Source organism: Fulvivirga kasyanovii (assembly GCF_009711405.1).
GTDB lineage: Bacteria > Bacteroidota > Bacteroidia > Cytophagales > Cyclobacteriaceae > Fulvivirga > Fulvivirga kasyanovii.
Genome location: NZ_SMLW01000567.1, coordinates 3,660 through 20,477, shown reverse-complemented (window position 1 = coordinate 20,477; position 16,818 = coordinate 3,660). Strand labels below are relative to the sequence as shown.

Genomic DNA, 16,818 nt, shown 5'->3' with positions numbered 1-16,818 from the left:
CAAGCAAGTATTGGTTGTAGACGACGGTAATCCTCATACCTCATCTAAAATAGCCGCAGGACTCTACAACCCTGTAACCGGCCGTAAAATGGTTAAAACCTGGAAAGCAGATCAATTATTTCCTAATCTGATTACTTTCTATCAGGAACTGGAGCAAATACTTTCTGCCAGGTTTCTAATTGAACTGCCTATTTACCGGCCCTTCGTTTCCCTTGAAGAGCAAAATGAGTGGATGGGGAAAAGTTCTGCGTCAGAATATGCTCCCTATGTTAAGCAGGTTCATTGCAAGTCGGTTTATCCATTCGCGAACGATCCGTTTGGTGGTATTGAACTCTTGCAGTCCGGCTACCTTGATATACCTGTATTTCTGGCTTCTTACCGGCATTACCTGCAAAATAGAGACTCTCTCGATGCCTCGCGGTTCGACATCAATGAACTAGTGTTGGGTAAAGGTTCTGTAACATACAGAGGTGTCCGGTCGCGCAGAATAATTTTCTGTGATGGATTGAGCAGTGCCAAACACAAGTATTTTCAATGGCTTCCCTTCAGCCCTGTAAAGGGGGAAGTGCTTCGGATTAAAGCAAATTTTGAATTAAAGAACATCCTTAACCGTGGGGTTTTCGTAGTACCATTAGAAAATGGCCTTTTTCGGGTCGGGTCTAATTATGATAATCATGACCGGACCCTGGTACCAACGGAAAAGGCCAGAATGGAAATTGAAGGCCGCCTGAACGAGTTGGCCAAAATTAAATATGAAATTGTGGAGCAGGTTGCGGGCATAAGGCCGGCCACCAGGGACAGGAGGCCATTTTTGGGGCTGCATCCTGAATATGAAACTATTGGTGTGTTTAATGGGTTAGGAACAAAGGGTGTATCTTTAGCACCATATTTTGCCAGCCACTTCGTGAGGTTTCTGGAATATGGGGAAGAACTCCATCCTGAGGTCAATATAAATCGCTATTTTTCGTTATATTACGATTCTCATAAAAATTGAATGAAAAATATTAAGAATTCTCTACTCACTTTACTTGCGATAATCTTGCTTTCCCATGGAGCCATGGCTCAAAGTGCTATGGAAAAGTTTGGGAGAAACCGGATTCAATATGAACAATTTGATTGGCGCTACCTGAGCTCTGACAATTTTGACGTTTATTTTTATGAAGGTGGCGATAAAATAGCCAAAGAAGTAACAGAATATCTTGAAGAGGAGTTTGAGCGTGTAACCGATATTATAGGATACCCCCCATACTCTAAAACCAAATTATTTTTATACAACTCCATCTCAGACTTGCAGCAAAGCAACATCGGTATTAATGACCATGCGGTAAGCGTTGGTGGAGAAACGCAGTTCGTCAAGTCACACATTGAAATAGCCAATCCGGGAAATATAGACGCATTAAAGGAAGAGCTACTATACAAGGTGTCCTCCTTAATGGTAAATGAAATGATGTTTGGAGGTAGCCTGAAAGACATGTTCCAGAGCTCTGTTCTGCTGAACCTTCCGGAGTGGTTTATCAACGGCGCATCACTTTATGTCTCAAAAGGCTGGAGTATTGAAATGGACGACTATGCGCGGGAACTGGTAAACACTAAACACCCGCGTAAGTTTGGCAGGCTGACAGGAAAAGAGGCGGCCCTGGCAGGACAATCCCTGTGGAATTTCATAGCAGAAAAATATGGGAAGAGCAATATCTCAAACATTCTGAATTATACAAGGATCATCCGCAACGAAGAAAAAAGTATTGCCATTACCCTTGGTGTGAGCTTTGACCAGGTGATGTATGAGTGGCAGAATTTTTACACGGATATCGACAGGCAGGTTAGCGAGAACTATGTTGAGCCTAAAGAAGACAACAGGATCATAAAAAAGAACAGGAAGGATATTATTTATTCACATGTAAAACTGAACCCGGAAGGTACCAGGCTTTCTTACACTTACAATTATAAGGGACGCTACCATGTGTATATAAGAGACTTGTCTACTGGCCGTGAAAAAGAAGTGCTATCTGCCGGAGATAAAGTTATCAATCAGGAAGTAGATCATAACATACCCCTGATAGACTGGGTAGATGAAAATACCCTCGGAATAGTGTATGTAAAGAAAGGGCAACTCTACTTTGTGTTATACGATGCGGTGACCAATAGCAAACTGCCTCGCAGAATGGATAAATTCGAGCAGGTAAGGAGCATGGACTTCTCTGATAATGGCCGTCTGATGATCGTAAGTGGAGTAGTGAATGGTAAAAATGACCTATACCTCTTAAGTACCCGTAGAGACAGGGTGAAAAGGTTGACTGATGATATTTATGATGATCTTGACCCTTCTTTTGTGCCTAATTCCAATACTGTAGTGTTTAGCTCAAACAGAGTATCAGATACCCTAAATGTAAAAACAAAAGATTTTGAAGCCGTTGGAGACAATTTCAATCTTTTCTTTTATAATCTCGACACCACTGAAAATATTCTTCACAGGGTAACAAACACAATTAGCCGCGACGTGAAACCTATGGCTTTGAGTTCTTCGCGCTTATTTTACCTGAGTGATCAAAAAGGAATAATCAATCTTTTCTCCTATGACCTGTCTACAGGTATTTATACCCAGGTAACCAATTTTGCTTCCAGCATTGAAAACTATGACATTGATTTTGGTAGTTCTAAATTTACCTTCATCATGGACAGCCATGGTAAAGACTATATTTACTATGACCCCGAATTTAATTATGATCAGCAAATATTCACACCTCTAACTACCAGGCAGCAGGTTTTACAGGCAAAGGCATTCAGGCTGAAGAAAAACCAGGAAAAGAAAGAGGCGCTTACGGTTAAAGAAATAGTGGAGCAGAGGCTAGCCGAAGCAAGGCAAAAGGAAGAGGAGCAAAAGCCAGATACCACTATAACAGAAGAAGGTTTTATAGATACAGATAATTATCAGTTCGATGTTGAAGAGCCTAAAGAGCAGGAAGAGGTTATTAATACGGACAATTATACTTTTGATACGGATATATTAAAAGAAGAGCAGAAAGATTCATTTCTGGCTCAATATCGAAAGCTGAGAAAGGGTAATAAAATTACAGGCCCGTTCCCCTATGATACAAGGTTTAGTGCAGACCATCTGGTAACGTCGCTTGTAATAGATCCGCTACGTGGGTTTGGTATTTTAATGGAAACAGAGATGAATGATATGCTGGAAAACCACAAGTTTTCCGGAGGTATCATGGCTACGGTTGATTTACGCAGCGGAGATATCTTTGCCGAATACCAATACTTGAAGAACCGTGTTGACTACAGCCTGAGGTACGATAGAGAAGTTATTTTCAGAGACAATGAGATGCTGCATAAATACAGCAAAAATGCCTTTGAAATCGGGGCTGCCTATCCATTTAATCCCAAAACACGGATAGCACTGAAGCCATTTTATGCAGTAACAAGATTTGAAAACCTGGAGCCTACATTGGTAGGTAATGTTCCTACACCCGTTTTCAGCCCTTCTTCTTCCGAGCAATACGGAGGTGCTACTGTTGAGCTGGTTTTTGATAATTCTATCATTAACGGTATGAACCTGATTGAAGGCAGCCGTGCCAAGGTAAGACTGAAGCACTATGAAGGTTTGACGGATCAAAATAAGAGCTTTACCAACTTCTCTGCTGATTTCAGGCACTATCAAAAGATTTATAAAGAAATAGTATTGGCGGGCAGGTTGTATTACGGATCATTCTTTGGCAAGGCCCCCAAGCAATACCTGCTGGGAGGAATGGACAACTGGCTGTTTTTTGACGAGAATACTGAGGGCACAAATAATCCTTTGAAACCCAATGCGGAAAAAGATAACAGTGACCTCTTGTTTATAGAATATGCTACAAATCTCAGAGGGTTTGATTACGGCGCCTTATACGGCAGAAATACGCTGCTTTTCAATGCAGAGTTACGCGTGCCGTTGATCAGGGCGCTAAGTAGTGGGCCTATAACTTCCAACTTTTTCAGGAATCTTCAATTTATCGGCTTTTTTGATATAGGATCTGCCTGGACAGGAAAATCACCTTTTAGCGAGGACAACTCTATAAGCACCAAGGTAATCCCTGAAGATCCGGCAGCTCGGGAAAAAAGTAATTTTATCATTGAACTCAAAAACTACAGAAGCCCCTGGATATATAGCTATGGAGCCGGTTTTAGAACCATTATACTCGGGTATTACATCAAGCTGGATGTTGCCTGGCCGGTAGACAACTATGATATAGGAAGCCCAAGAGCGCATTTGACATTAGGATACGACTTCTAAGTCAGCTATTTTTGTTCATCTTTATTTTAAATTTCAGTTAGCCATATATGCTAAAATCCATGACAGGCTATGGTTCGTCTCACCTTTCTAATGATGAGGTAACCATCAACATCGAAGTAAAAACACTCAATTCTAAATACCTTGATCTTAATTTTCGTTTGCCAAGGGCTTTCTCTGAAAAAGAGATTGAGCTTAGAAATCTGGTTTCAGACAAGTTGCAAAGGGGCAAGGTTTCTTTAAGTATTGATTATGTCAATGAAAAGGAAACAGAACTTAAGCAACGGTACAACGAAGATCTTTTTGTGCAGTACTACAGCAAATTGAAGAAGCTGGCGGATAGAGTAATAGCCTCTGACCAGGACTTGTTTAAGCTGGCGCTAAGTGCCCCGGATGTAATGATCACTGATCAAAGTGAAGAGGTAGATGAACAAGAGTGGCTAAATTTAAAAGCCTTGGTTGAGCAGGCGCTTGACAATTGTGATGCTTTCAGGAAAAAGGAAGGGGCTGAACTTCAACAAAAGTTTTCCAGCTATATAAAATCCATTGGTGGGAGCCTGGAGGAAGTTAAAAAACTAGACCCCAAGCGCGTTGAGAAAATCAGGGACAGGATCAAGGGGAACCTTACAAAATTTGTAGATGAAGAAGGTCTGGATAAAAACAGGCTTGAACAAGAGATCGTTTACTACATTGAAAAGCTCGACATCACCGAAGAGAAAGTGCGACTGGCGAGCCATTTAAACCATTTCAATGAGGTGCTTTCGGATAAAAACTCACTAGGCAAGAAGCTGGGCTTTATCTCTCAGGAAATAGGCAGGGAGATCAACACCATAGGCTCCAAGGCCAATGATGCCGATATCCAAAAGCACGTAGTATCAATGAAAGAAGAGCTGGAGAAGATTAAAGAGCAGCTTCTTAATGTACTTTAAGTAAGTGCATTTAAACGTGAAGGCACTAATGGATATACTCAACTATATCCTCCAGCCCTAAACTTCTTGAGGCTTTGATTAAGATGACGTGATGATCAAAGTGATGCCCTTTCAAAGCCTCTACCAGGTCGGCTTTAGTCTTAAAATATTTTGCTTGCGGAATGTGTTTTTGAGCAGCCTGTATTAAATCTCCGCAGAGGTAGACATCGGTTAGGTGCTTGCCTGAAAGGTCAGCACCCAGTTTTTCATGTTCTGCTACACTTTCAGGCCCCAGCTCCTTCATGTCTCCCAATATTGCCACTTTGTGGTCAGCATTCATCTGGGCCAGGTTTTCCAGAGCCGAGGCCATAGAGCTGGGGTTGGCATTGTATGCATCCAGAATGATGGTATTACTCCCTTTCTTTACGATTTGTGATCGGTTGTTCTGAGGTACATAATCAGCAATGGCCTGGTTCGCTCGTTTTTCAGTGACATTAAAAAACTTGCCGATACATAATGCAACGGCAATATTTTCAAAGTTATATTTTCCGATAATGCTCGTTTTTATAACCTCTTCATTTTCAGCCTTAAGCTCTACAAAAGGAGAGGCATCAATAAACTCACAGTGGTAGTAGTCTCCTTTTTGTGGATAGAATAATGGGTTGGGGAAGCGCTTTGCCATATTGCTTAGCACTTCATTTTTGGAGTTGATCCAGACGATACCTGAAGTACGGATCAGGTGATCATACAATTCACTTTTAGCCCGGATAACGCCCTCATAGCCGCCAAAGCCTTCCAGATGTGCCTTGCCAATGTTTGTAATAAGGCCGTGTGTGGGTTTGGCAATACTACATAGCTGCTGTATCTCCCCAACGTGGTTTGCACCCATTTCAATGATGGCTATCTCATGTTGCCCGGTAATGGAGAGTATGGTAAGAGGGACTCCAATATGGTTATTAAGATTGCCTTTAGTGGCCAACACATGATAAGACTTACTCAACACTGCATTGATGAGTTCCTTGGTAGTAGTTTTTCCATTTGAGCCCGTAAGGCCAATAATCGGGATTTTTAACTGATCTCTATGATGCCTGGCGAGGTTTTGCAGCGTCTCCAGCACATTTTCAACCAAGATGAACCGGTCATCTTTTTTGTACTTCTCTTCATCAATTACAACCATGGAAGCTCCTTTTCCCAATGCCTCCTCTGCAAATTCATTGGCATTGAAATTAGGGCCCTTTAAGGCAAAGAAAATAGAATCCTTCTCTATCTTTCTTGTATCGGTACTTATCTTTCGGCTTTCTAAAAAATGGCTGTAAATTTTCTCAATCATGGCGTTATCTTATTCATGCTAATATAGCGCGTGTTCTTTTCAAGAGTAGTGTTAATAGAAAAAATATTGCCGTATTTTGCAAGTCAGGTGGAGCGTTGATTGGAAAAATCCGTGATGCACGAACCTGTAGAGTCTATTCTCCGTTAAGTTAGATGTTCAAAACCAGGTCGTATGAAATTTTTTTACGCTTTTACATTCATCTTTTGTACAGCCCTTTCCATTTCCAAAGCACAGTTTGTTTATACCCTTGACCAGTCCGTGCCGGTAAAGGAGGGAGATGTCACCTTGAGCATGCCCTGGACGGGCGGGCTTAACAGTGCTCAATACAGCACAATGGACCTTAACGGTGATGGTAATGAAGATCTGGTGGTTTTTGAAAGAAGTGCCCATAAAATATATCCGTTCCTGAATGTAGACAAGCAATATGTATATGCCCCCGAGTACGCCTTTTATTTTCCTGATGAAGTGAAAAACTGGATGCTGTTGAGGGATTTCAACTGCGACGGGAAGAAAGATATTTTCACAAGCCACACTTTCGGTATCCGCGTGTATATTAATGAAACAGTTCCAGGCGAGCCACTTAGCTGGAGTACTTATATTACAGGCAAAGACAATTCCGGAAATGACCAGTATTTCCTCAAGACCAAAGGCTTTACTTCAAATATCAATATGCAGATGAATTCATCGGATATACCCGTGATCGTGGATGCTGATGGCGACTCAGACCTTGATATTCTAATGTTTCGTGCCAGCGGTGCATCAACAGTCGAATTTCATAAAAACCTGAGCATGGAAAGGGATGGAAACTGTGACTCATTGCAATACGAGCGAATTACTCAGAACTGGGGTGGCTTTCAGGAATGCCAGTGCGGTGAATTTGCCTTTAACGGAAATGACTGTTCCAACCCGGGAGGCAGAGAGGAGCACCAGGGAGGGAAGTCCTTGCTGCTACTGGACAATGACAACGATGGCGACTATGATGTACTGATATCAGAAGAGACCTGTGCCAACCTTTTGTATTTGGAAAATGAAGGGTCGAACGAGGCTCCTTTATTTAATACTGCAACTTCCAACTTTCCCAACAGTAGCAATCCGGCTACCATGCTGTTTTTCCCTGTAGGTTATTATGAAGATGCAGACTTTGATGGTGTCAGGGATATGCTGGTGTCTCCCAATGTTGCCAGCAATGTATCTAATTCAGTGAATTTTCAATCCTCCGGTTGGTTCTACAAAAACACAGGCTCTGATAGCAATCCTCAGTTTGACCTGATAAAGCGTAACTTTTTGCAGGATCAGACCATAGATCTTGGAGAGAATGCTTCACCTGCATTTGGCGATTATGATGGAGATGGAGACCTGGATATGGTATTGGGAAGCTATACCAATCAGAATGCCCCCGGTTTTAATGCTACACTTTTGCTTTACGAAAATACAGGTTCTGCCAGTGAGCCTTCATTCGAGCTGAAAAGTGAGGACTACCTGCAATTGTCATTATCCAATGTATATAATTTAAAACCCAAGTTCCGCGATGTGAACGGAGATAACCGGATTGACCTCGTATTTAGTGCTACTGAACTTTACAATTTCTCTACCAATATCTATTTCATCCTCAATCAGGGAGATGGCAAATTTAGCTTTGCAGACGAAGCGCTTGTTTTATTTCCCAATATAGGTTTTGATGAGAATTTCGAGCTATTTGATATCAGTGGAGATGGGCTTGTAGATATTCTGGTTGGGAAAAGCACCGGTAAACTGGAATACTATAAAAATGGAGGAGAAAAGAATGCCCCGCAGTTCAACCTGGAAGACGATACATTTTACGGCCTTGATTTCAGTACTTCCCGGCTTGATTTGAGTGTGACCATTGCTGACCTTAATAACGATGGCAACCCGGACATGATTGCCGGAGACAAGCGTGGTAGCCTTACCATTTATGATAACTTTCTGGAGCACCTTGAGCAGCCAGAGGAAGGGGTGACGAATATTGTATGGTCTCCTGAAGAGGAAGTTTCAGGGTTTAACTTTGGAGGTAAGTTATATCCGGCCGTGGCAGATATTTTCAATGAGGATAAACCCAGCCTGATTATAGGTACAGGGCAGGGAGGAGTACATATACTGAGAAATTCGGATGCATTGGCCGGGTATGCCAATCGCTTCAACCTCGATATATTCCCCAATCCGGTAATTCACTCCAATACACAGTTTATTAACGTTAGCTCTAAAATCTCGGGCAATGCCACCATTATTTCCATGCTTGGTCAGCAGGTAACCGAAAGCTTTTACTTGAATGCAAATACCATTAAAACTATTTCTGTGCAAGGCCTTCAACCCGGAATGTACATTGTGATTATGGCTGCCGGGGATGGTGATTATATTAACCAAAGGTTTGTAGTTATTGATTGACCGTGTACCTGTTTCTTCATATAAGAATTACCAAAGATCAGTTCATTTTTAAAAATGAAGCTATTGACGGCGTAAGGAGCTGGCTGCCAGAGGTATCCCTGTTTGATATTGATAATCACTCTGATACCACTACAATACAAGCGGCAATTAAAGCCATGGAAATGGCCGAAAAAGTTTACATACAAATAGAAGCAGAACCGGAAACCGAGTTGGGAGGAACTCTGAAAATACTAAACCAGGTGATGAAAAAACCATCTGCCGTAATTGACTATCAGGGCAGGCATGATACCCTGGATAAAATTTTGGTGCGCTTCAAAGATAAGCTTGTGGCACAAGACATCCAGCTACCGCAAAAAGTGGTTGATTTCTTCAATGGGTAATGGTGAATTTATCCGCATCCATATATGCAGGGAATTTTTCTCTCAGCCCCGTAACTTCCGCAGGATCCAGAGTGACCGTATGGATTTCCTCTCTATCCTCAGCCGCATAGAAGGTTTCCCCTTTGGGTGTTATAATGGCCGAATGACCATTGTACGCCACCTGATTTCCATCCGTACCAATACGGTTTACACCGATAGTATAGCAAAGGTTTTCGACCGATCTTGCCTTTAAGAGAATATCCCATGCATTGACCCTTGCGGCGGGCCAGTTGGCAATATAAATGGCGAGGTCATAACTCATACTACTGGTTTCTCCCTCCGGTAAATTTCTGCTCCACACCGGAAAACGCAGATCGTAACAGATCAAAGGGCAAATACGCCATCCTTTTAGGTTTTCGATTAATTTCTCCTTACCTGCAGAATAATGCTCATGCTCCTGTGCCATCCTGAACAAATGCCTTTTGTCGTAGGTGCTATACTGCCCGTCCGGTTTCATCCAAAGCAGGCGGTTATAGTACTTGCCCTCTTCTTTAGCGATAAAACTGCCACAAACTACCGCTTTGGTTTGCTCAGCCATTTGACGCATCCATTTAAATACCTTGAAATTCATCGGCTCAGCAAGCTTCTCTGCCTGCATAGAAAAACCGGTACTGAACATTTCAGGCAATATAATCAGGTCTGTAGGCTCGTTGATCTGCCAGACCTTTTCTTCAAACATCGCCAGGTTGGCATCAGCATCCTGCCAGTAAAGTGGCGATTGGATGAGCGTTACTTTTAAATTCTGCATAAGATCTTAGCGGCTTTTTCGATGGTTTCTTCACTTTTCGCGAAGCAAAACCTTAATATTTTGTCATCCCTGCGGCTTTTATAAAAGGCCGAAATGGGTATAGAAGCTATGCTATGTGTTTTGGTCAGGTATTCAGCCATTTCCATATCAGGCCGGTCAGAGATCTCCTTATAAGAAAGCGACTGAAAATAAGTACCGTGACAAGGGATCGGTGTGAAGCCTGAGCCTTTGATCTGATCCAGGAACAAATCTCTTTTTTGCTGGTAAAACGCAGGGAGTTGCGTGTAGTTGCTTTCGGTTTTAAGGTATTCCGCTATGGCCAACTGCACGGCAGTATTGACGCTGAAGGTCACGAATTGATGGAGTTTTCTGATCTCCTGCATTATACCGGCAGGAGCTACCACATAACCCACCTTCCATCCCGTGGCATGAAAAGTTTTGCCAAAGGAGAATACGGCAATGCTCTGGTCTGCCAGTGCAGGATACCGGAGTATGCTGGCATGAGTGAAGTTATCGAAGATAATATGTTCATAAACTTCATCACTCAAAATCAGCAGATCGGGATGCTGAGAAGCAATTTTATCCAGGCGCCTCATATCCTCACCGGTCAACACGGACCCTGTTGGGTTATGAGGTGTATTGATCATGATCATCCTCGTTTGAGCAGAGACTTTCTGCTCTACCTCATCCCAATCAATTGAAAAGTCCGGTTGTTTAAGGGTGAGATGAACCGGAATGCCACCACTTAATCTTATGGTGGGGTCATAACTATCATAAGCAGGATCGAAAAGAATGACTTCGTCACCAGGAGCGATCAGCGCGGTAATGCTATTATAAAGAGCCTCCGTAGCTCCTGAGGTAATGGTAATTTCAGTTTCCGGATTGGCAAGGTAATTAAAGCGGGATTTTAGCATGGAGGCTATCTGTTCCCGCAGTGCAGGTACTCCCGGCATGGGAGCGTATTGGTTGAAGCCATTGGACATGTATTTGTTGACAAGTCCTATCAGATCGGTTGAAACCTCGAAGTCGGGAAAGCCCTGGGAGAGGTTGATGGCACTATGCTCCTGTGCCATTTTAGACATTACTGAAAATATTGATGTACCTACATCCGGAAGTTTTGACTCTGGTTTTGGCATATTATTTCTTTGCAGGGAGTATTACCCTGTAGTCTACTTTCATCTTTCCTTTGGTTATGTTCTGTAGTTTTCCTTTTAGCATTCGCTTTTTAAGGGGAGAAAGATGGTCAGTAAATAATATACCTTCTATATGATCATATTCATGTTGGATGATCCGGGCCTTCATACCGTCATAGGTTTCTTCGTGCTCCACCCAGTTCTCATCAAAATAGCGTATGGTGAGCCTTTCATTTCTGAAAACATCTTCCCTGATGTTAGGTATACTGAGGCATCCTTCTTCAAAAGCCCATTCGTCGCCGGTCTCTTCCAATATCTGAGGGTTGATGAAGACCTTTTTAAAGTCTTCCATGTCTTCGTCTTCTATCGGGCGCCCATCTACAACGAACATCCTTAAGCTTTTTCCGATTTGCGGAGCAGCTATACCAATACCACTGGCAGCTTCCATGGTCTCAAACATGTCTTCACTGAGTTGTTTGACATCCAACTCTCCTTTTTCAATTTCCCTGGCTTTTTTCTTAAGCACAGGATCTCCATATACTACTATAGGATATATCATCTACTGTTCAGGTTTCCTTATAACTCATTCAAAATTAATACATTTTTTCAAAAAGAGGGGTTGCAATCCAGATAGGATTGCAAAATCACGGCTGCGCTTACTTTATCGATATTGGCCTTGTTTCTCCTGTCTTTCTTCTTCATGCCGCCCTCTACCATAGCAGAAAACGCAATTTTACTGGTGAATCGTTCATCAACCTCATTAATGCCTATATCGGGAAACAGGTTTTTAAGTTTATTGATGAACTTGGTAACGGCTGCCGTGGCATGAGTATCTTCATTTTGAAGGTTTTTAGGCATGCCGATCACAAACCTTTCCACAGATTCTTTGGAGCAATAGTCTTTCAGGAAGTCAAAAATCTCCTTCGAAGGCACCGTTGTAAGCGGGGAAGCGATGATCTTCATGGGATCTGTGGCGGCAATGCCTGTTCTTTTCAGACCGTAGTCGATGCCAATGATCCTACCCACTAATTGAACCTGATGGTTTCTTTGAAACGTGCCTTAACTTCTTTCTCCAGCATAAGCGCTTTAGGGAACAAGATGTCATTTTCAATCTTGGCATGGGTAATCAGGCTCTTCTCCAGATCTTTCAGTTCTTCATATATGATCCTGACGTGCAAAGGTGTTTGCTTATCGTAAGCATAATTATTGGTGATCCTGCGTATACCCTTCATTTCATCGTCATGTTCGCCATGCTCAACTGCATACCGTTGGAGGGAGTGCTTTTCCATGAGATAAAAGACCCGCGAAATGTTGTTATCTTTTTTGATGAACTTGTTCAGGGCGGAGATGTATGAAAAAAGTGTATCCTCTTCCTGATAGATATGATGGATAAAATCTTCAACAAACAAAGGAAAAACAAATTTCAGATCCTTTTCTATGAAATCATAATCAGGATGTCCCGCATGGAAATTATCGATGATACGGGCTATGTAGGGCAACTTTTGTTTAATGAAAATATAATGAGTATGCTTCAGGTACTCAATGATAAGCTCTACCGGATATTCTCTCAGAGACAGGTTTTCTTCCTCGCAGTGGTAAACCGACTCCAGTTTTTGAATCACAGAATTTACATTCAGCCCTCTTTCCCTGCATGCCTGCTCCAGTGTTTTTTGAGAATAGTCGTAAAACTCAATGCCAAAATAGAACAGTACCGAGGCATGTACATAATTATCGTCTACTATCTCTATGATCTTTTTATTGTTCAAGGTCAAAGTACTCTATAGGGTGAAAAACTGCAATGTAAATATACAAAACCTAAAGTAATTTAATAAATAACCTGACATAAGTCATAAGGTTCAGCATACAAACCAACAATTATTGTTTATGTCCCGTTAATATGCTATATATTAATTCGGGAAATTTATTTTCCTTTGTTTTAGTTCTTATAGAAAAAATAGTAAAGCCGTGAATCAATATAACAACTCAAAATATCAGATCAGACTCCCCATTATTTTATTCATAGGTATTGCTGCAGGGATTCTTATTGGAGCCACATTTACCGACTCGCCTCCCGTACAGAATGATATCAATTCCAGCATGCAGAAGTTCAAGGAGGTGCTCACAATGATCGACCGAAATTATGTAGATCAGGTAGATACGGATGAACTGGTGGAGGAGGCCATAGAGAACATGCTTACCAAGCTGGACCCTCACAGTACTTACATCTCTGCCGAGGACAGGATAAGGGCGAATGAAGACCTGCAGGGTAACTTTGAAGGTATCGGAGTTGAGTTTAATATTTTTAAAGACACCATCGTAGTGGTATCGCCGTTGAGTGGCGGGCCAAGCGAGGCAGTAGGCGTAATGTCCGGAGATAAAATCATCAAGATCGATGGTGAAGATGTTGCAGGTGTCGGATTTACCAACCGTGATGTGCAGGAACACCTGAAAGGGCCTAAGGGCACGGAAGTTAACATCACCGTAAAACGAAAGGGAAGAAAAGAACCTATTGAATTCACAATCATAAGAGACAAAATCCCTCAATATTCAGTTGATGCAAGTTACATGATCGACGATGAAATCGGGTATATCAAAGTAAGCCGGTTCTCAGCTACTACTTACGAAGAGTTTTTGGCATCACTGAGAGAACTCAAAAAGCAGGGCATGAAAAAGCTTGTGCTTGACTTGCAGGGAAACCCTGGTGGCTATATGAACCATGCCATTAATATGGTTGATGAATTTTTATCCAACAGCAAACTTATTGTTTACACCAAAGGCAAGCAGGAGAGGTTTAACAGCAAAGCCAATGCGAGCCGTAAAGGTGAATTTGAAGAAGGAGAACTGATTGTTCTCGTCAACGAGGGCAGTGCCTCTGCTTCTGAGATCGTAACCGGAGCTTTGCAGGACAATGACAGAGCTTTGGTGGTTGGAAGAAGGACATTTGGAAAAGGATTGGTTCAGGCGCCAATGGAGTTAAATGACGGCTCTGAATTGCGGTTGACCATATCCCGATACTATACGCCGAGTGGCAGGTCAATCCAGAAACCTTATGAGGATAAGGACGAATATGCCCACGATATTGTAGACCGCTATGAGCATGGTGAGTTCTTTAGCGCAGATAGCATCAAATTTACCGATTCGCTGAAATACCAGACTGCACACGGAAGAACGGTATATGGCGGCGGCGGTATTATGCCTGATTATTTTGTGCCTTTGGATACAAGCCTTACTTCGACCTATTTGAACAAACTGTTTACCAGCAATTCGGTGCAGGAGTATACCTTCAACTATGTGGCGCGAAATAAAACGAAGCTGAATGCCATGGACTATAAAGACTTCTATAACAATTTTCAGGTAACAGGGCAGATGTTGAAAGATTTGGTAGAGGCTGGAAAAGCCAATGGAGTAAAGCCGAATTACAATGATCTTGAGAAGTCCAAAGACCTGTTTAAGCTTCATGTAAAAGCACAGATTGCCAGACAGATATGGAACAATAAGGGTTTTTACCCTATATACAACCAAACTAATGAGATACTTGAGCATGCGGTTAAGCTTTTTGATGAAGCCGGTAACCTGGAGCGAGCCAAGTTTTAATTAACTGAGGTTTAAAGCAATTTATGAAGGCCCATCTGTTGACGCAGATGGGCTTTTTAGCTACAGGGGGCTAACCCTTAATTATGTAAGGAATATATCTTCCATGCTTTTATGAATTGATTATCTTTGACCTTGTATGGAGATAATTTGGTTAATAAGCGGTGTTGTTTTAGGCGGTGCAGGAGCCTGGATGATAGCAAAGTTTAAATTTGCGAGTGATGCAAAAGACTCGGAAGCTGCCTTACAGGTAGAAAAGGAAAGGGTGGCTAACCTTCAACGGGAAGCTGAGGGCCTTAAAAAGGAGCTTTTATCGGAGCGGGCTATTGTGCTTGACTTGAACAATAAGCTTTCATCAACAGAGGCAGATTACCGCAACCTGCAAGAGAAGTTGCGCGACCAGAAACAGGAACTGGAAAAGCTTCAGGAGAAGTTTTCCCTGGAGTTTAAAAATCTGGCCAATGAAATATTTGAGGAAAAGAGCAAAAAATTCACCGATCAGAATAAGGTAAACCTGGGCGAGTTGCTTAACCCGTTAAGAGAAAAAATAACGGAGTTTGAGAAAAAAGTAGAACTGAACAGTAAGGAAAGCCTGGAGCAAAGCACAGCACTTCGTGAACAGCTTAAAGGTCTCCGCGAACTCAATCAGCAAATGACGCGTGAGGCAGAAAACCTGACCAGGGCACTGAAAGGCGATACCAAAACCCAGGGTAACTGGGGTGAATTCATTCTGGAAAGTATCCTTGAAAAATCCGGTCTGGAAAAAGGCCGGGAGTATCTTGTGCAAGAATCGTTTACCAATGAGGAAGGCAGGAGATTCCAGCCCGACGTGATCATCCGCCTTCCGGAGGATAAAAACATTATTATCGACTCTAAAGTATCATTAATCGCCTATGAGAAATATGTCACTGGTGATGAGACCGACAGAGACGTAAACCTCAAGGCACATATACTATCGATCAGAAACCACCTGAAAGGATTGAACCTCAAGCAGTATGAACAGTTGCATGGAGTAAAAGGACTTGATTTCATCTTAATGTTTGTGCCTATTGAACCGGCATTTAGTACGGCAGTGCAGTCAGATGTGCAGTTGTTTAACGATGCCTATGATAAAAATATAGTGATCGTAAGTCCATCCACTTTAATGGCAACTTTACGGACCATAGCCAATATATGGAAGAATGAGTACCAGAGCCAGAATGCCCTTGAAATAGCTCGCCAGGGTGGAGACCTCTACGACAAATTTGTAGCCTTTACCGAAGACCTTGTGAAAGTTGGCAACAGCCTCGATTCAACCCAGAAAGTATATCGTGAGGCCATGAAAAAGCTGTACGAAGGAAGAGGAAACCTGGTGAACAGGGCCAGCAAGATCAAGGAGTTAGGGGCGAAAACCAGTAAAATCCTGGATCAAAAACTTATTGATAGAGCAAGCGATTCAGAATAAAGTTTTTTAAAGAGATGCAGAAGCTGACAGCAGATAATAAGTGGACGAAGCTGATTGTCGTAGGAGACAGAGTACTGATTAAGCCTAAGAAAGAAGCTGAGAAGACCAATAGCGGACTGTTTTTACCTCCTGGCGTGCAGGAGAAAGAAAAGATCCAGAGCGGCTATGTGATCAAGACCGGGCCGGGATACCCTATACCCTCTGCCGATGAGGATGATCTATGGAAAGGCAAGGAGAGCCAGGTAAGGTATATGCCGCTACAGGCAGAAGAAGGCGACCTGGCCATATTTTTACAGAAAGGTGCTGTAGAGATCATGTATGAAAACGAAAGGTACTTCATTGTGCCGCAGGCTTCCATTCTTATGCTGGAGCGGGAAGAAAACCTGTAAATCTTTATGTACTATTTGACTACTTACCCATATCTGTCTGCCATTATATTGGTTCTGGTGGTTAATCTGGTTTGTAAAAAAGTGTTTATGCTCAAAAACTCTCCACTCTCATATCTCCTGATTTTTATTTTCTCTGCTATCGGGCAGGCTTGCAGTCCTTTTTCCGGGCCGGTTGATAAG

At 42.3% G+C, this 16,818-nt stretch carries 14 protein-coding genes; 8 read left to right on the top strand and 6 right to left on the bottom strand.

The window, feature by feature from the left end:
* The 3 genes from E1163_RS14630 to E1163_RS14620 all read left to right on the top strand — a co-directional run.
* A partial coding sequence (locus E1163_RS14630; protein WP_155173077.1) for an NAD(P)/FAD-dependent oxidoreductase occupies window positions 1–994 on the top strand: 994 nt, incomplete at its 5' end.
* Window positions 995–4,276: a translocation protein TolB gene (locus E1163_RS14625; protein WP_155173075.1), complete on the top strand. Its 3,282-nt coding sequence runs from the start codon at window positions 995–997 to the stop codon at window positions 4,274–4,276. It abuts the gene before it with no gap.
* A gap of 47 nt (window positions 4,277–4,323) precedes the next feature.
* The gene (locus E1163_RS14620) at window positions 4,324–5,202 is read left to right on the top strand and encodes a YicC/YloC family endoribonuclease (protein ID WP_155173073.1); all 879 of its coding nucleotides are present in this window, start codon (window positions 4,324–4,326) and stop codon (window positions 5,200–5,202) included.
* Between the two features lie 25 nt (window positions 5,203–5,227).
* On the opposite strand, the gene E1163_RS14615 is transcribed toward E1163_RS14620, so the two are convergent.
* Window positions 5,228–6,511, bottom strand: coding sequence for a UDP-N-acetylmuramoyl-tripeptide--D-alanyl-D-alanine ligase (locus tag E1163_RS14615; protein ID WP_155173071.1), 1,284 nt, complete (start codon window positions 6,509–6,511; stop codon window positions 5,228–5,230).
* 171 nt (window positions 6,512–6,682) lie between these two features.
* Here E1163_RS14615 and E1163_RS14610 point away from each other — a divergent pair, with 171 nt between their 5' ends.
* Both E1163_RS14610 and E1163_RS14605 read left to right on the top strand, forming a co-directional pair.
* On the top strand, window positions 6,683–8,914 hold the full coding sequence (locus E1163_RS14610) for a T9SS type A sorting domain-containing protein (RefSeq protein WP_155173069.1): 2,232 nt from the start codon (window positions 6,683–6,685) through the stop codon (window positions 8,912–8,914).
* Window positions 8,915–8,916: 2 nt separating this feature from the next.
* On the top strand, window positions 8,917–9,294 hold the full coding sequence (locus E1163_RS14605; RefSeq protein WP_155173067.1) for a hypothetical protein: 378 nt from the start codon (window positions 8,917–8,919) through the stop codon (window positions 9,292–9,294).
* On the opposite strand, the gene E1163_RS14600 is transcribed toward E1163_RS14605, so the two are convergent.
* Genes E1163_RS14600 through E1163_RS14580 form a run of 5 tightly spaced genes read right to left on the bottom strand, consistent with a single transcriptional unit; the run spans window position 9,284 to window position 12,980 of the window.
* Complete coding sequence (locus E1163_RS14600) at window positions 9,284–10,081, bottom strand: amidohydrolase (RefSeq protein WP_155173065.1); 798 nt, start codon at window positions 10,079–10,081, stop codon at window positions 9,284–9,286. The two genes, E1163_RS14605 and E1163_RS14600, sit on opposite strands and share 11 nt — an antisense overlap.
* Window positions 10,069–11,217 carry a methionine aminotransferase gene (locus E1163_RS14595; protein WP_155173063.1) on the bottom strand — a complete coding sequence of 383 codons (1,149 nt, stop codon included), beginning with the start codon at window positions 11,215–11,217 and terminating at the stop codon, window positions 10,069–10,071. The genes E1163_RS14600 and E1163_RS14595 overlap by 13 nt, the downstream gene beginning before the upstream one ends.
* 1 nt (window position 11,218) lies before the next feature.
* A complete protein-coding gene (gene def / locus E1163_RS14590) occupies window positions 11,219–11,773 on the bottom strand; it encodes a peptide deformylase (protein ID WP_155173062.1) in 555 nt (184 codons plus the stop codon).
* A 47-nt stretch (window positions 11,774–11,820) separates the two neighbouring features.
* The gene (ruvX, locus tag E1163_RS14585; RefSeq protein WP_343033835.1) at window positions 11,821–12,240 is read right to left on the bottom strand and encodes a Holliday junction resolvase RuvX; all 420 of its coding nucleotides are present in this window, start codon (window positions 12,238–12,240) and stop codon (window positions 11,821–11,823) included.
* Window positions 12,240–12,980, bottom strand: a complete 741-nt coding sequence (locus E1163_RS14580; protein ID WP_155173060.1) for a hemerythrin domain-containing protein — start codon at window positions 12,978–12,980, stop codon at window positions 12,240–12,242. Before E1163_RS14580 ends, ruvX begins: the two co-directional genes overlap by 1 nt.
* Before the next feature lie 199 nt (window positions 12,981–13,179).
* On the opposite strand from E1163_RS14580, the gene E1163_RS14575 reads away from it, so the two are divergent.
* From E1163_RS14575 to E1163_RS14565, 3 genes are all read left to right on the top strand, one after another.
* On the top strand, window positions 13,180–14,808 hold the full coding sequence (locus E1163_RS14575; protein WP_343033834.1) for a S41 family peptidase: 1,629 nt from the start codon (window positions 13,180–13,182) through the stop codon (window positions 14,806–14,808).
* A gap of 136 nt (window positions 14,809–14,944) precedes the next feature.
* Window positions 14,945–16,249 (top strand): DNA recombination protein RmuC, encoded by a 1,305-nt coding sequence (locus E1163_RS14570; protein ID WP_155173058.1) that lies wholly within the window; start codon window positions 14,945–14,947, stop codon window positions 16,247–16,249.
* 14 nt (window positions 16,250–16,263) lie between these two features.
* Window positions 16,264–16,638: a co-chaperone GroES gene (locus E1163_RS14565; protein WP_155173056.1), complete on the top strand. Its 375-nt coding sequence runs from the start codon at window positions 16,264–16,266 to the stop codon at window positions 16,636–16,638.
* Window positions 16,639–16,818 lie beyond the last annotated feature (180 nt).

Coding starts and splice junctions, on each gene's coding strand:
- E1163_RS14570 (WP_155173058.1), top strand. CDS start 14,945: ATGGAGATAATTTGGTTAATAAGCGGTGTTGTTTTAGGCGGTGCAGGA.
- E1163_RS14565 (WP_155173056.1), top strand. CDS start 16,264: ATGCAGAAGCTGACAGCAGATAATAAGTGGACGAAGCTGATTGTCGTA.
- E1163_RS14595 (WP_155173063.1), bottom strand. CDS start 11,217: ATGCCAAAACCAGAGTCAAAACTTCCGGATGTAGGTACATCAATATTT.
- E1163_RS14615 (WP_155173071.1), bottom strand. CDS start 6,511: ATGATTGAGAAAATTTACAGCCATTTTTTAGAAAGCCGAAAGATAAGT.
- E1163_RS14620 (WP_155173073.1), top strand. CDS start 4,324: ATGCTAAAATCCATGACAGGCTATGGTTCGTCTCACCTTTCTAATGAT.
- E1163_RS14610 (WP_155173069.1), top strand. CDS start 6,683: ATGAAATTTTTTTACGCTTTTACATTCATCTTTTGTACAGCCCTTTCC.
- E1163_RS14625 (WP_155173075.1), top strand. CDS start 995: ATGAAAAATATTAAGAATTCTCTACTCACTTTACTTGCGATAATCTTG.
- def (WP_155173062.1), bottom strand. CDS start 11,773: ATGATATATCCTATAGTAGTATATGGAGATCCTGTGCTTAAGAAAAAA.
- E1163_RS14600 (WP_155173065.1), bottom strand. CDS start 10,081: ATGCAGAATTTAAAAGTAACGCTCATCCAATCGCCACTTTACTGGCAG.